Below are 16619 nucleotides of genomic sequence, written 5' to 3'. Positions count from 1 at the left end.
GGCAGGCCTCAGCGGGGAACGAGCTGGAACTCCCGGGTGATGAGCGCCTCCAGCTCCGGGTCGGACATGTCCCGCACGTCCCGCTCGACGGGCTCGGCGGGCAGCGCGGCGGCGGGCTCGGGGGGCGGAAACACGCCCAGCACGTCGCGTCCCAGGTGCTCGACCAGCGCTTCGATGCGCGGGAAGTCGAAGAGCAGGGTGGAGCGCAGCGGGCGCTGGAGGCTCGCGGCCAGCCGGTTCTTCAGCTCCACCGCCATGAGCGAGTCCAGGCCCAGGTCGAACAGCCGCTGCTGTGCGCCGACTTCCTCCAGGCTGCTCATGCCCAGGACTCGCGCGAGCTGACCGCGCACGTGCTCTTCCAGCAGGGCCCATCGCTCGCGCGGGGCCGCTGACTCCATGCGCGCGATGAAGCCCGAGGGCTCGGTCGTCGGGGCCCGCGCCTCCGCGAGCAGGAGGGAGAGCGCGGGGCTCGCCCCGACCTTGCTCGCGAAGTCGGTCCACGTGATGGGCATGACGCCGACGTGGGTCGTCCCCGCCGCGAGGACACGTTCGAGGACGTCGAGCCCTTGCTCCGCGCCCAGCGCGCCCATGCCCAGGGCGCGCAGTCGCTCGGGGGCCTGGGCTCGGTCCGCCGCGCCCACGCGCTCCCATGCGCCCCACGCGATGCAGGTGCACGGCAGCCCGAGCGCACGGCGATGGTGCGCCAAGGCATCGAGGAACGCGTTGGCGGCGGTGTGGTTCGCCTGCCCCCACGCGCCCAGCATCGACACCGCCGAGCCGTAGAGGACGAACAGGTCCAACGGCAGCGTTCGCGTGAGCCGATGGAGGTTCCACGCCCCCTCGACCTTGGGCGCCAGCACCGCGGAGAAGCGCTCCCAGCTCATGCCCGCGAGCACGCCGTCATCGAGCACGCCCACGGATTGGAAGATGCCCCGGAGCGGTGGGAGGCGACGGGACAGGTCACCCAGCGCCGCGGAGAGTTCGGCCTCGCGGGAGATGTCACAGGCGCGCGTGAACACCGTGACGCCTCGGCGCGCGAAGTCCTCGAGCGCCGCTCGTGCCTCGGGCCCTGGCGCGTGACGGGAGAGCAGCGCGAGGTGCCGGGCGCCTCGCCCCACGAGCCAGCGCGCGGTGAGCAGGCCCAGTCCCCCGAAGCCTCCCGCCACGAGGTAGGTCGCGTCCGCGTGAAGGCGCAGGGGCTGACCTGGCGCAAGGCGTGGCGCGCGCACGAGTCGCGCCACGTGCCGCTCGCGTCCGCGCAGCGCGACCTCCTGCTCGTCATCGGCGTCGAGCAGCTCTTCCACCAGGGCTTCGACTTCCAGGTCGTCGCGGGGATGCCCCAGGTCGATGGCGCGGCAGCGGAACTCGGGGTGCTCCCGCGCGATGACCCTGGCCATGCCCCACAGCGGAGCCTGCGCCACGCCCGGCAGGATTCCCTCGAGAGGCTGCGCGCCGCGGGTCACCAGCGTGAGCGTGGGGAGCGCCCGACGCTCGCGATGGAGGAGCGCCTGGAGGAGTTGGAGCACGCTCCCACAGCCGCGCGCCTGAGCCGCGCGGAGTTCCTCCGGCGTGAGGTCCGGTGACGTTCCGCTCTCGAGCGACTCCAGGTGGATGATGCCGCGTGGATTCGGTATCGCCGCGAGCACCCGCGACGGTGCTGCGTCGACGGCGCTTCCGACCGCCCCTCGGCACGCGAGGGTGCAGGTGCCGCCCTCTGCTTGGAGCCGGTCGCGGAGCGCCGAGCCGACGCCGCCCGCATCGCCCAGGATGAGCCAGTGCCCCGCGGCGCGACCTTCGCGCGGAGCCCTCGGGGTCCGCGCCATCAACACGGCCTGCTGTCCCAACACCGGCGCGAGCTGTCCCCGAGGTGAGATGACGGCGGACTCCTCGAAGCCCACCTCCAGGAGCGCCTCGCGCCAGCGCTCCGCCGGGAGGAGCGGATAGTCGGCGCGCAGCCCGCCGTCCTCGAAGCGCCACCAGCCCTCGGTCAGCCCGAAGGTGAGGTCCACCCAGCGCAGGGCGGTCGTTCCCTCCAGCAGGACGAGCGCACCCCCAGGCGCCAACAGCGCGCGCAGGTGGCCGAGGGCTTGGCGTGCGTCGCGCGTCGCGTGAACGACGTTCGAGGCGAGCACGAGGTCATAGCGCTCCTTCCCCGTGGGCTCCTGCTCGATGTCGAGCACGTCGTAGCGCAGGAAGGGGAACGCGGCGAAGCGCTCGGCGGCGCGGTCGATGAAGAGCCGAGAGACATCGGTGAAGGTGTACTCGGTCCGCTCGGGCACGAGCCTGGGCAGGACGAACGCGGTGGTCTCCCCCGTTCCTCCGCCGACCTCGAGGATGCGGACCACACGACCGGGGCGTGCCGCGGCGAGCGCCTGCTCCACCGTGCGCGCGGCCACGGTGTTCATCAATCGGATGACGGGCGTGCCGCGGTACAGCTCGGCCACTTCCGTCAGGCTCGCGCCGGGGAACAGCAGGTCCAGCGGATCCTGCTCGCCGCGCAGGACGGAGGACAGCTCACCCCCACAGCGCGCCAGCATGGCGAACTGCGCGAGCGCGGAGGCCGAATCCGAGGGTTGGGGCGGGGAGGGATGCCAGGGTGTATCCGGCAGGACGTGTCGCACGCGCCAGCCCATGCCGACGCGCTCCAAGAGGCCTTCCTCGCCGAGGATGTGCAGCATTCGCCCGAACAACCGACGCTGCGAGGGGACGACCTGGAGCCGTGTCGCGAGCTCACTCGTGCCGAGGTGCTGCCCGGGGCGAAAGTCCGCCCCCATTCGATGGAACGCCGCGTGGATGAAGCCCAGGCTCATCGTCTCCAGTCGGATCAGGACGTCCTCGTAGGCCCTGGTCTCAGCGGGAGAGACCAAGGTCGCGAGGCGAGGCTCCAGGGCCGTGGCCACGTCGGCAGGGCGCGGGATGAAGTCGGCGCTTCGCTCGCCTCGGGGCGCGGGTCTCCACTCCACGGCGTAGAGCCAGTCCGCGGAGGCGAGCCCGCCCAGCACGGCCTCTCGGCGCGCGCGGCGCAGCTCCAGTCCCTCCACGGTGACGAGCACGCGCCCATCTCCGGCGACCAGCCGCGCGTCGACGCGCAGCCGACCCTCGTCGGAGACCGGCCCCGGCTGGGCCTCGCAGTAGGCCTCCGCGTGGGGCGGCTCGTGCACCGTGAGCCGGTGCACGCTCACCGGCAGGAACGCCTCACCCTCCACGGCCGCGCCGAAGCCCACGCTCAGGGACTGGAGGCAGACGTCGAGCAACGCGGGGTGCAGGACATAGCGCTCCGTGAAGGGCGGGAGGACCCCATGCGCGGCCCCTCCGCGCGGTGTGCGCCACAGGGATTGAAGGGCGCGAAAGAGGGGGCCCAGCTCCAGGCCGTGCTCGCGGGTGCGCTGGTGATGCGCCTCGATGTCGAGCCGCGCCTCTCCCGACGTGCCCGGCCTCGCGCGGCGTTCGGGACGGGGCTCCTCCTCGCGGCGCACCGCGCAGCTCATGTGCAGGCGCCAGGCGGATGTCTCGCTGTCGCCCTCTCCCTGGCTGAAGACACGGACCGCTCGCTGGTCGTCCTCCACGGGATCCACCACGGTGTGGACGCGGAGGGTGCCTTCGTCGGGGAGGAGCAGGGGATGGGTGAGCTCCAGCCCTTCCACGCGCAGGGCTTCGGTGCGGAAGGCCTGCGCGCCAGCGGCGAGTGCCAGCTCGATGAATGCGGTGGCGGGGAACACGGCGCGACCGAAGACGCGGTGTTGTCCGAGCAGGGGCGGCGAAGCCGTGCCCAGGTGTGCCTCGAAGTGCAGCTCATCGCGCCCGTGCACGGGCGAGCCCAGGCGGCGCCCGAGCAACGGGTGCTCGGGTGAAGCCTCCGAGGCCGCGCTGCGCGGAGGGACGGTGAAGGGCGTCCGCGCGGTGGGGAGCCAGTGGCGGCGGCGCTCGAAGGGGTAGGTCGGGAGCGCGACGCGGCGCCCTGGCGCACCCGCCTCCAGCCCGGCCCAGCGCACGGGCGCGCCTTGGACGTACAGCGCGCCCAGGCTCTCCAGGAGACGCCGCGACTCGGAGTGGTCACGGCGGAGGCTGGGGAGCAACGGCGCCGCGGACGAAGGCAACAGGCCACGGGCCAGCTCGGTCAGCGTGGTTCCCGGTCCCAACTCCAGGAACGCGGTGATGTCCTCGCGCGTGAGGGCGCTCAGCGCCTCGGCGAAGCGCACGGGCTGGCGGATGTGGTCGACCCAGTATCGGGCCTCGGTCAGCTCCGCGCTCACCGCCTTGGCCGTGACGGTGGACACGAAGGAGTGCCGCGGCGGGCTGTAGCGCACGCGCTCGGCCACGGCCGCGAAGCGCGCCAGCATGGGCTCCATCAGCGGCGAGTGGAACGCATGGGAGACCTCCAACCCGCGTGACTCGACTCCCTCCGCGTGCAGGGCGCCGAGCACCGCGCTCACGGCTGCCCGCTCTCCCGAGATGACGACATGGCGCGGCCCATTGCGCGCTGCGATGGCCAGCCGGCCGGCGTGGGCGGACGCGGCGCGCTCGACGCGCTCGGGCTCGGCGAAGACGGCCACCATGCGTCCGGCTTCAGTGAGGTCTTGCATGAGCCGACCGCGCTCGGCGGCCAGCATCAGCCCATCCTCCAGGGAGAACACGCCCGCGATGCACGCGGCGGCCAACTCCCCCGCGCTGTGGCCCAACACCGCGATGGGCTCGATGCCCAGCGAGCGCCACAGCGCCGCGAGCGCGTACTGGAGCGAGAACAGCGCGGGCTGGGCGCACGCGGTGCGTGACAGCGTGTCGCCCCTGCTGTCGAAGAGGACTTCGAGCAGCGGTGCTTCCATGCGCTGCGCCAGCCCCGCGGCGCAGCGGTCCAGCGCGTCGCGGAAGTGGGGCTCTGTCTCATACAGCTCGCGCCCCATGCCCGCGTACTGTCCGCCCTGCCCGCTGAACAGGAAGGCCATTCGCGGAGGCTCGTCGCTCGCCACGGCTTCCAGGGCGTCGCGGGCGCGCAGCTTGCGCACCAGCTCCTCCGGGGTCCGCGCCACGCAGGCGAACCGGTGTCGGAAGTGCGCGCGCCCCGAGTGGAGCGTGGTCGCGCCATCGCGCAGGGAGCGCGCGGGGTGTGTCTCCAGATGGGAGCGGTGCCGCGCGACGAGCGCGTCGAGTGACTCCGGCGTCGTGGCCGACAGCGTGATGAGGCTCCAGGGCCGCGACATTCCCGAGGTGTCCTCTGGCGCCGAGGGGGCCTGCTCCACCACCACGTGCGCGTTGGTTCCCGAGAACCCGAACGCGCTGACGCCGCCCACGCGACGGCCACCGAGCACGGGCCAGGGCGTGGGCTCGCTCACCACGCGCACACCCAACGCGGTCCAGGGGATGCGCGGGTTGGGTGTCTGGCAGTGCAGGTGAGGGGGGAGGACTCCATCCTCCAGGGCGAGGACCAGCTTCATCAGCCCGGCGATGCCCGCCGCCGCTTCCAGGTGGCCGATGTTCGGCTTCACCGAGCCGACCCACAGCGGGGCCCGGCCCGAGTGGTTTCGGGTCAGCGCCGCGCCCAGCGCCTCGACCTCGATGGGGTCTCCGAGCGCGGTGCCGGTGCCGTGCGCCTCCACATAGCCGATGTGCTCCGGTGCCACCCGGGCCGCCTCCAGCGCGGCGCGGATGACGGCCTCTTGCGCGGCGCCGTTGGGCACGGTGAGCCCCGCGCTGCGACCGTCTTGATTCACGGCCGAGCCTCGGATGAGCGCGAGCACCGGGTCTCCCGCGCGTCGCGCATCCTCCCAGCGCTTGAGGACCACCACGCCGCAGCCCTCGCCGCGAACCACCCCGTCCGCCGCCGCGTCGAAGGTCTTGCACCGCCCATCCGGCGCCAGCATCCGCGTGCGCGACTCAATCATCGCGAGCACGGGGGTGAGCATCAGGCTCACGCCTCCCGCGAGCGCCAGGTCACACTCCCCATGGCGCAGCGCCTGGCACGCGAGATGGACCGCGACCAGTGAGGAGGAGCACGCCGTGTCCACCGTGAACGCCGGCCCTTGGAGTCCCAGCACATAGGCCAGCCGCCCCGCGGCCACGCTCAACGCCGTGCCGGAACCCGTATAGGCATCGATGTCCTCGGGCGCTTGCGTGGACAGCCCGAAGTAGTCGTGGCTCGCCACCCCCATCACCACGGCCGAGCGACTGCCCGCGAGCGCGCTGGGGGGGATGCCGGCGCGCTCCAGGGCCTCCCAGCTCACCTCCAGCAGCAGCCGCTGCTGAGGGTCCATCCGGTCGGCCTCGCGCGGGCTGATGCCAAAGAATGCCGCGTCGAAGTGCTCCACGCCGTCGATGAACGCCCCGCGTCGCGTGACGGGCATCCCAGCAACATCCAGCTCCGGGGCGTGCAGTGCATCCACGCCCCAGCGCTCGCGAGGAACGTCCGTCACCGCGTCCCTGCCGCTGGCGAGCAGCGCGCGGAAGGACTCGGGGCTCGACACGCCTCCCGGGAAGCGACAGCCCATGCCGACGATCGCGATGGGCTCGTGGCGCCCGTTCTCGAGGGCGCGCAGCCGCGACTCCGTTTGCTCCAACGCGCGCAGCGCGCGGCGCAGCAGGGCCTCGGAGGTCGAGGTGGAAGAGGGCGCGCGCATCAGCCCAGGTCCTCCAGCTTCCGCTCCAGTCGCCGGATGACTTCCTCCAAGGGAGGCTCCTGCGCGGTCCCAGGTTCTCCGGCGAGCGTCTGTGGATCCATCCGGAGCACCTCGGTGGCCAGGTAGGTGGCGAGCTGCTCGACGCTGGGATGCTTGAACACCACGACGGAGGGGAGGTCGCACGCGAGCGAGGCCTGCAACCGATTGCGGATCTCCAACGAGCCGAGCGAGTCGAGCCCCAGGTCGAAGAGGCCGCGCCCCATCCCGACCGCCGAGGGCGCCAGTCCAAGGACCGCCGCCACCTGCTCCCTCACGTGCGCGCGGAGCAGCGGATGCCGCTCCGAGGGGGGCATTGCCTCCAGGCGCTGGAGGAGCCTCGCGGCGCCCGCGCGTCGCGGCGCCTCGACCTGGAGTGACATGTCCGCGAAGAACGTCGAAGCGTGGGTCGTGAGGAAGGGCTTCCAGTCGATGGGGGCCACGGCCACCTGCGCGTGGGGATGGCTCCACAGGCGATGCAGCACCGCGAGCCCCTGCGCGGGTGAGAACAGTCCGAGCCCCTGACGACGGAGGCGCTCCGCGGTGGCCTCACCCGCCGCGGCGCCCTCATCGGACCAGGGGCCCCACGCGATGCTCAGCGCGGGAAGTCCTAGCGAGCGTCGGTGTCGGGCCAGTCCATCCAAGAAGGAGTTGGCCGCCGCGTAGCTGGCCTGCCCCGCGTTGCCGAGCAGCGACGCCACGGACGCGAAGAGGATGAAGAAGTCCAACTCCACGCCCTGCGTCGCGCGGTGGAGGTTCCACGCGCCTTGGACCTTGGGCGCCAGCACGCTCGCGAAGGCTTCCCAGGACTGCGTCTGCACGGGGCCGTCCAACACGGTGCCCGCCGCGTGGATGACCCCGCGCAAGGGAGGCATCGCGCGCCGCACGCCATCCACCGCGGCGGCGAGCGAGCGCGGCTTGGAGACGTCCGCCTCCAGGAGCACGACGTTCGCGCCGGTGGCCTGAAGCGCCGCGAGCCCTTCGCTGCCTCGCGGCGGGACACGTCGCCCGAGCAGTGCGAGGTTCCGTGCGCCGCGCTCCAGCATCGCGCGGGCGACGAGCTGTCCCAGTCGGCCAAAGCCGCCCGTGATGAGATAGGTCGCGTCGGGGCGAAGGAACTCGGGCGAGCCCAGGGCCTCGGCGGGGCGCAGGCGTGCCACGCGGCGGCGTCCCGCGTCGAGCTGGACCTGCGCCTCCAGGCTGCCCGAACGCACCTCGGCGAGCAGCTCCGTGCACGCCTCCAGGCCACTCCCCGGGGCAAGGTCCACGCACCGGCATCCCAGCTCGGGGTGCTCCAGGGCGATGACCTGTCCCAGCCCCGACAACGCGGATTGGAGTCCGACGTCCGTGCCCCGCGTGCCGCGCGTGACGAAGTGAAGCGCGGGAGGCGCGTCGCTGCGTCCGGTGAGCGCCTGCACGAGATGCAACGCTCCGCCGCAGATGCGCACGCTCGCCCGCGCGAGCCCCTCGGCTTGCAGCCCGGCGGGCGCGGGCGCATCGAGCGCCCACAGGTACAGCACCTGCCGCAACGGACGTCCGGGAGGCACGGCTTCATCGAGCAGCCGCGTGAAGTCCTCGGGGCGCGAGGGGTCCACCTGGAACTGTCGTGGGCCTCGCCGCGCATACCCCACACCCGCATGGGCGACGATGCAGGACTCGCGAGCCTCCTCCAACTGCGTCGCCAGCGTCTCGCCGAGGCCCTGGTCGTCCGCGAGGATGAGCCACGTGGAAGGCGGAGGCACGACCTCGCGCACGGGGCGCGCCTGCTCTCGCCAGCCGGGTTCGTACAACGCCTCGGCCAACCCCGGACGGGCCTCGGGGACGAGCGCATCGCCGCGCGTCCTGCGCAGCTCGAAGCCCTCCACGCTGAGGTACGCGTTCCCCGCTTCGTCGAAGAGCGCCACGTCCGCGATGAGCGGAGTCCGCTGGGTGACGCGACTCACCAGGCGCGCGGGCAAGGGCAGGTGGTGCACGCGCACCCGCTCGAAGCGCGCGGGCACCCACCACTCTCCTGGCGCGGGTGGCGGCGCCATGGCGACCACGGGCTGGAGACAGGCGTCCAACACCGCGGGGTGCACATGGTGGGGCGCGCACTCTGCCGTGAGGCACGCGGGACTCTCGATGCGCGCCCCCACGCCCATGTCGTCGCGCCACAGCTCGCGCAGGCCGCGGAACGCCTCGCCGAACGTGATGCCCAGGGCCTGGGCCCGTTCGTAGTGCGTGTCCCCGGTCTCCACCTCGCCTGTGCTGGCGCGTGCCGTGTCCAGGCGCGCGGGAGGTTGCTCGTCGGCGCGCGCGGCGCGAAGGAGCCCCACGGCATGGCGCGTCCAGGTCGCGCCACTCCCCGGAGGGTCCTCGCGACGGAAGACCTCCACCTCGAAGGCCGCGTCGGTGCGTGGGCGCGCGACGACCTGCACGGTGAGTTCGCCATGCTCGGGGAGCACGAGCGCGTGTTCCAGCCGCAGTTCCTCGATGACGGGTGCGCGCTCGGGCAGCGCCACGGCGGCCACGGCGAGCAGCAGCTCGACGTGTGCGGTGGCGGGCAGCAGCGCGGTGCCGCGGGCGCGGTGGTCACCCAGGTAGGCCGGCGTCGTGATGCCCAGGCGAGACTCGAAGACAAGCTCCCCAGGCCGCAACGCGGCGGACTCCACGCGTGCGCCGAGCAGCGGGTGCCCCACGCGTGCTGGCCCGGCGCGTGCTCCAGCCTCGTCCGCCCAGTAGCGCTGACGCTCGAAGGGGTACGTGGGCAGCACCACGCGACGGCGGGCACGTCCTTGCTCGAAGCCTCGCCAGTCCACCGGCGCGCCTCGGCTGTGCAGGGCGCCCAGGCACTCCAGCATCTGGCGCCAATCGTCATGTCCCTGTCGCAGGCTGCTCAACCACAACGCGGGCTGCGTGGGCAGACACTCGCGCCCCATCCACAACATCGTGGGCTTGGGGCCCAGCTCCAAGAAGACGTGGATGCCTCGCTCGCCCAGCGCCCGCATGCCATCGGCGAGCCGCACGGGCTCGCGCAGATGGCGAGCCCAGTACCGCGCCGAGGCGACCTCTCGCCTCGCCCAGCGGCCCGTGAGGTTGGACACGAGTGGAACGCAGGGCGGTTGGAACGCGATGCCTCGCGCCAGGTCCTCGAACGCGGGCAGCACGGGGTCCATGAGGTGCGAGTGGGCGGCTCGAGAGGCCTCCAGCCGTTTGGTCTCGATGCCTCGGCCGCGCAGGTCCTCCGCCAGCGCGCGCACCGCGGGGCCCTCGCCCGAGACGATGATGTTCTCGGGCGCATTGAGCGAGGCAATCGCCAGCCGGGTCCCGAACGGTGCGGCGGCCTCGCGGATCCGCGCCTCGTCCGCGAGCACCACGAGCGTCTCGCCCTCCAGTCCCAGCTGCTCGATGAGTCGCCCGCGCGCCGCGACGAGCCGCACCGCATCCTCGAGACTGAAGACACCGGCCTGGAGGGCCGCGACATACTCGCCCAGGCTGTGGCCCAGGACCGCGTCGGGGGTGATGCCCCATGCGCGCCAGACCTCGCTCAGCGCGTACTCCACGGCGAACAGCGCGGGCTGCGCATAGGCGACCTCCGCGAGGCGCCGGCCCTCCTTGCCATAGAGGACCTCCACGAGCGGCGTGTCCAGCTCCGGGCGCAGCAGGCCATCCACGCGCTCCATCGCGCGACGGAAGACGGGCTGTGTCTCATAGAGCCCGCGCCCCATGCCGGGGTGGTGGGCGCCGTGGCCGGTGAACAGGAACGCCACGCGCGGTGTCCCCTCCGCGGTGCCGCGCATGATGCCGGGCGCGGCCAGCCCCTCGCGCGCCGCGCGCAGTTGCTCGCGCATCTCGCGAGGCGTGCGGCCCACGATGGCCAGCCGGTGGGGCAGGTGCGAGCGGACGACGCTCGCGGTGTACCCGATGTCCGCCAACGCGGACTCGGGCGCGTCGGCCAGCAGGTCCTCGAAGCGGCGGGACAGGACCTGAAGCGCGCTGGGGCTTCGCGCCGAGAGCGGCAAGAGGTGCAGCGGGCGCTCCAGGTGCGTCGCGTCCCTCCTGCGAAGCCGCTCGGGCACGCGGCGGGGCGCCTCTTCGAGGATGACGTGGGCATTGGTGCCGCCCACTCCGAACGAGCTCACGCCCGCGCGACGGGGATGGCCATCGTCCGGCCACGGCAGCAGGTGCGTGTTGACGTAGAAGGGCGTGCGCGCGAAGTCGATGGCGGGGTTGGGCGTGTCGAAGTGGAGCGTCGGCGGGATGAGGCCCCGCTCGATGGAGAGCGCGGCCTTGATGAGCCCGGCCACGCCCGCGGCCGTGTCCAGGTGGCCGAAGTTGGACTTGGATGAACCCACCGCGCAGAAGCCGGTGTCCTCGGTCCCCAGTCGGAACGCCTGCGTCAGCGCGGCGATCTCCAGCGGATCCCCCATGGGGGTGCCGGTGCCGTGGGCCTCCACGTAGCGCACCGTGTGGGGTGCCACGCCCGCCATGGCCTGGGCGCGTGCGATGACCTCCGCCTGCCCGTCGCGGCTGGGCGCGGAGAAGCCCACCTTGTCGCCGCCGTCGTTGTTGACCGCCGCCCCGAGGATGACCGCGTGGATGTGGTCCCCATCCGCGAGCGCGTCCTCCAGCCGCTTGAGCACCACGAGGCCCGCGCCGCTCGCGGGGAGGATGCCCTGCGCGCGCGCGTCGAACGGGCGGCAGTGCCCATCCGGCGAGAACATCCCGGAGTCCGGCTCGGACAGGTACCCCAAGTGGTGCGGGACCTTGATGGACACGCCCCCCGCCAGGGCCATCTCGCAGTCGCGGTTCCACAGCGACTGGCACGCCAGCGCCACGGCCACGAGCGAGGTGGAGCACGCGGTCTGGAGCGTGATGCTCGGACCCGTGAGGTGGAGCTTGTAGGAGACCTGGGTGGCGACGAAGTCCTTGTCGTTGCCAAACAGCCGCTGGAAGTAGGGCAGCGGCTGGGAGAGGTCCAAGGCAGGGGTGAGGTAGTGGCCCATGCTCTTGCCACCAAACACGCCGACCTTCTTCCCCGTGGCGTCCGGGCGATAGCCCGAGCGCTCCAGGGCCTCCCAGGCGCACTCGAGGAACAGGCGGTGCTGCGGATCCGTCAGCACCGCCTCCCGCGCCGTGAGGCCGAAGAACCCCGCGTCGAAGCCCGCGATGTCCTCCAGCACGGCGCCCGCCTTCACGTAGCGCGAGTCCTGCAACAACTCCCGCGCGAGGCCCTCGTTGAGCAGCTCCTCGTCGGTGAAGAAGCGCACGGACTCGACGCCGCCGGTGAGGTTGCGCCAGTACGTCTCGACATCGGGAGCGCCCGGGAGCCGTGCGCTCATTCCGATGATGGCGATGGGGCCGCGCTCCAGGGCGCTCGCGCGGGCTTCCAGGACGCGGGCCGCGGGCGCTCCCGCTTCGCCCCGCCGCGCGCGTCCGAGGTGCGCGGCCAACGCCGCCAGGTTCGCGTTCTGGAACAGCTCGGCGGTGGGAATGTCCACGCCCAGCTCGCGACGGATGCGCGCGGCGATGCGCACCAGGTGCACGGAGTTGGCGCCCAGTTCAAAGAAGCTGCGACGCCGGTCCACCGCAGGGACGCGGAGTTCGTCCCGAACGAGCTCCGCCAAGGCCTCCTCGACGTCAGGGGGCGCCGCGCTGGTTTCGGGACCCCGAGGCGCAGGGGAGGGAAGCGCGGTCTCGGGCCGGGGGAGCGCCGCGCGGTCCACCTTCCCGGTGGGGCCCAGGGGGAATCGCTCCAGGAAGACGAAGACCGCGGGGACCATGTGCTCCGCGAGCCGCTCCTGGAGATGGGCGCGCAACGTCTCCGCGCCCAGCGCGGCGCCGGGCTTGTCCACCACGTACGCGACCAGCCGAGGCGCGTGGCGGTCTCCATCCGCCACCACGACCGCGCCCTCAACCTGGGGATGCGCGCGGAGCGCGGCCTCAATCTCCCCGGGCTCCACGCGGTGTCCGAGGATGGAGAGCTGGAAGTCCACGCGGCCGAGAATCTCGATGTTCCCATCCGGCAACAGGCGGCCGAGGTCACCCGTGCGATACAGCCGCTCGCCCGTGACGGGGTGCGTGACGAAGCGCTCGCGCGTGCGCTCCGGATTCCGCCAGTACCCTTGGGCCACGCCCACGCCCGCGCAACACAGCTCCCCCGGGACCCAGACGGGCCGCTCGCGGAGCGCTTCGTCCATGACGTGGTAGCGCGTGTCCGCGATGGGCCGGCCGTAGGGAATGCTCGCCCAGTCCGGCTCGACGGCGCCGATGCGGTACCAGATGTTCCACAGGCTCGTCTCGGTGGGGCCGCCCACGCTCACCGGCTGCACGCCCGGCACGAGCGCGCGCAGTCGCTCCGGGAGGCTGAGCGGAATCCAGTCCCCGCCGAGGAACGCCAGCCGCAGCGTGGGCGCGAGCGCCTCGGGCCGCTCCTGCGCATGCGCCAGGAGCATCTCCATCATTCCGGGCACGGAGTTCCACACGGTGACGCGCTCACGCCGCAGCAGCTGGGCCCAGCGCGAGGGCTCCTTGCGCGCGGCGGGCTCACACAGGACGATCGCCCCGCCCGCGGACAACATCCCGAACACGTCGAAGAGCGACATGTCGTGATGCAGCGCGGTCAACGCGAGGACGCGATCCTCCGGGCCCACCTGGAACTCGCGCAGCGTCTCATCGAGCGCGTGGACCAGTCCGCGATGGGCCAGCATGACGCCCTGGGGGCGGCCTGTTGAGCCCGAGGTGGGGATGATGACGGCCAGGTCATCCGGTCCCTGCGCGGAGACAGGAACGTCGTCGCGATGAACGGGCGCGGCGGGCCCGGCGGTCACCGGCAAGCGTTGGACGCCCTCGGGCCATTCGAGCTGTGCGTCGAGCCAGGGCTGGGTGAGCGCCAGCTCGCAGCCCCCATCCGCCAGCAGCCGCCATCGCCGCTCACGGGGGGCGCCCGCGTCAATGGGCAGATACGGCGCGCCCGCGAGCGAGGCCGCGACCGTGGCCACCACCTGCTCCCAGCCCTTCTCCATGACCACCGCCACGGGATGGTTCCGGCGAGCCCCCTCGCGGCTGAGCTGGTTGGCCAGGGCCGTGGCGCGTGCGAGCAGCTCGCCATGGGTGAGGGTGCGCTCGGGCGCGATGACCGCGAGGCGCTCGGGATTCGCGAGGGCCTGCTCCACGAACCGCGTGTGCAGCAATGCGTCCGTGCCGAGACTGTCGCGCCGAGGCCCGGCCGCCACGCGAGGCGCGGTCAGCCGCAACGGCTGCTCCCGCACGACGTCGGGCTCGGTCACCAGTCGTTCAAGCAGCCCTTGATACGCGGCGAACATCGCGTCGAGGAGCCCGGGCGCGAACAGCTCATCGGCCGAGTCCCAGTTGAAGAAGACGCCGCCGTCCTGGAACACGAGCTGGTGGTCAATCCACACCTGCGGCGTCTGCGTGACGGAGTGCACGACGCGGCCGAGCGCGCGGCCCAGATGATCCACCCAACACGAGTCCCACCCCTCCACGCCGCTGGCGAAGCTGGTGAGCACCACGGGCATGAGCGCGCCGGAGATGCCCCCTCGCTCGCGGAAGAGTTGCCGGAGCACCTCCACGCCGCCGATGTCGCGGTGCTCCAGGTCGCGGAAGAGCTGCGCCTGAAGCGCGCGGGCCCGCTCCTGGAAGGAGCCGCCGGCGCGATGGTCCACCTCCACGAGGAGGAAGGACGAGAACGTGCCCACCATCTTCCCCACGTCTTCATGGAGAGGCAGGCGGTTGTAGAGCGGGACGTTCAGCGTGAAGTGCGGGCTCTTGCTGAAGTGCGCCAACACCTCGGCGTAGCAGGCGAGCAGCAGCCCCGTGGGGGTGAGCTGGAGCTCGCGGGCGCGCTGCACGAGCTGCTCCCATCGAGGGCGCTCCAATCGCGCCTCGCGGCGCACGAAGCGCGGGCGCCGCGCGCCCCGCGCCCTGGGGACGCGCGGCAGGTCCGGCGCTGGTGGAAGCGTGCCGATGCGCTCGCGCCAGTACTCCCGCGAGCGGCGGTAGCGCTCCGTCTCAGGCAGGGCCTGCGTGGCCAGGACGTAGTCGCGGAAGGACGCGCGGTGCTCGGGAGGATCCAAGCGCGCGTCGGGGGTCGCGTAGCACTGCATCAGCTCGCGGAAGAGGATCTGCACGCTCCACGAGTCGACGAAGGTGCAGTCGAGGCTGAAGAAGAGGCGATGTCCGTCTTCCAGTCGGACCGCGCGCAGCTCGAAGAGCGGCCACGTGTCGAGCGGGAGTACCTGATGCTCCAGGCGCTGACGGTGCGCCGCCAACCGGCGCTCACGCTCCTCGGTGGGCAAGGCGCGGTAGTCCTCGACGGCCACTTCGTAGGCGGGGACCTGGGCCAGGATGCGCTGCGAGCCGTCCGGGGTCGCCACCGCGCGGAGCATCTCGTGGCGCTGGATGAGCTGACGCCACGCCGCGCCGAGCCGCTCCGGCTCCAGCGTGGCGCTGTCGATCTCCACGTAGACGTGGATGGCCGCGCCCAGCTCCACGTCGCCCCCACGCCCGACCCAATACGCCTGCTGGATGTCGGTGAGCGGGAAGGGGAGGTGCCGCTCGCGAGGGCGCGACAGCAGCGCCGGCAACTCGGCCGCGCGCGCGTCGCCCTGGCCATGCTCCAGGAGCGCCAGCACCTCGGCCTTGTGCTCGGCCAGCGCCTCGCGAAGCTCCGCGGTGAGCGCGCCGTGAGGCGCGTCGATGGCCAGCTTCCCGTCCTCGATCCACAGACGAATGCCCAGGTCGAACACGCGGGTGAGGAGCGCGGTGACGCCCCCGTCCACGGGCCTCATGTCCACTCCTCCGCGTTGACGAGGAAGCAGGGGAAGTACCCCGTCGCGCCTCGGTGGTAGTCATCGGCGAGCGCCGGCAGCTCGTCGAACCCGTACAGCCGGCTGTCCACCTGCGGCATCCAGCCCATGGCCTCGCCATAGGCCACCGCGTCCAGTCCTTCCTGGTAGCGCGCGAAGTGGGTGTGGATGTGCTGGTGGCGGGTGATGCACTCCCGCGCGCGCAGCAGCGTCAGCTCCATGCCCTCCTTCCAGCCCGCGGTGGCGAGCACGCCCTGGCGCGCCAGCGCCCGGAGCGTGGCCCGGTGGACGGGCGTGCCGATGTAGTCGAGGAACACGTGCACCATCGCGCCCTCGGTGCGGCGCGCGACCTCGGCGAGGAAGGCCGTCTCCGCTTGCTGATAGGCGTGGCGATGGTCGAGGTCCGTCTCCACGCGGTGTGGCTCGTGGCTCAGCCGCCCGAAGGTGTTCCGGTCGATGGCCTCCAACCCCGCGCGCTGGATCTCATCCAGGTGGTGCGGCGAGCCGGACAGCATGACGGCCCGCCAGCCCTGAGCCTTGGCCAGGGTCAGCTCGGCGAGGGTCGTCCCGCCCCCCCAGCCCCAGGCCTGCGGGGTGGGGCACTCCTCCTCGGGGACCTGGAGTCGGAAGACCGCCGAGGCCAGCCGCCAGTTCGCCCACGCGGTGACGTAGCGGACGCTGAACGCGGCCCACTGCGCGGGCGTGTGGCGCGAGTTCTCCGGCACGGGGATGAGCTGCGCGCCGCGCAGCTTCATGAGCGTGGCCATGCAGCCCATCTGCCCCGGCGCCTCGTAGCCGAGCGCCTTGACGGTGTAGCCGTACGCGTCCGTCTCTCCGCTGGGGAACATCATCGCGAGCTGCCCCGTGCGCACCTGCGTGACGGCCTTGCCCGTCTCCAGCACGCGCACCACGCCCGCGTTGCCCAGCACGACCTGGGGCTCGCGCCGGGCCCGGCAGATGTCGATGGGCGTGCGCGCCAGCGCGTGCTCGGTGTTGCCCTCCCAGCAGCCACACACCGGCGCTGCGAGGACCTCGTCGTCGCGGATGGACTCCACGGTGACGCGCGTGCGCTTCAGGCGCGCGCGGCCCGGACGTCCCACCTCACCCGCTTCGATGACCCAGGCATCGGCTTGATAGCTCATGACCTCTCCCCCCAAGCGCGCGC

Annotated in this window: 3 protein-coding genes; all 3 read right to left on the bottom strand. The window is 72.5% G+C overall.

The window, feature by feature from the left end; translation table 11 throughout:
• Positions 1–8: 8 nt before the first annotated feature.
• Genes KRR26_RS00555 through KRR26_RS00545 form a run of 3 tightly spaced genes read right to left on the bottom strand, consistent with a single transcriptional unit; the run spans position 9 to position 16596 of the window.
• Entirely contained in the window at positions 9–6611 is a 6603-nt protein-coding gene (locus tag KRR26_RS00555) for a type I polyketide synthase (protein WP_217078865.1), read from the bottom strand.
• Entirely contained in the window at positions 6611–15436 is an 8826-nt protein-coding gene (locus KRR26_RS00550) for a non-ribosomal peptide synthetase/type I polyketide synthase (RefSeq protein ID WP_217078864.1), read from the bottom strand. The genes KRR26_RS00555 and KRR26_RS00550 overlap by 1 nt, the downstream gene beginning before the upstream one ends.
• Entirely contained in the window at positions 15433–16596 is a 1164-nt protein-coding gene (locus KRR26_RS00545) for an MDR/zinc-dependent alcohol dehydrogenase-like family protein (RefSeq protein ID WP_120205386.1), read from the bottom strand. The genes KRR26_RS00550 and KRR26_RS00545 overlap by 4 nt, the downstream gene beginning before the upstream one ends.
• Positions 16597–16619: the final 23 nt, after the last annotated feature.

Origin of the sequence: Citreicoccus inhibens, assembly GCF_019039035.1 — a bacterium.
Classification (GTDB): domain Bacteria; phylum Myxococcota; class Myxococcia; order Myxococcales; family Myxococcaceae; genus Citreicoccus; species Citreicoccus inhibens.
This window is presented reverse-complemented; position numbering and strand designations above follow the sequence as displayed.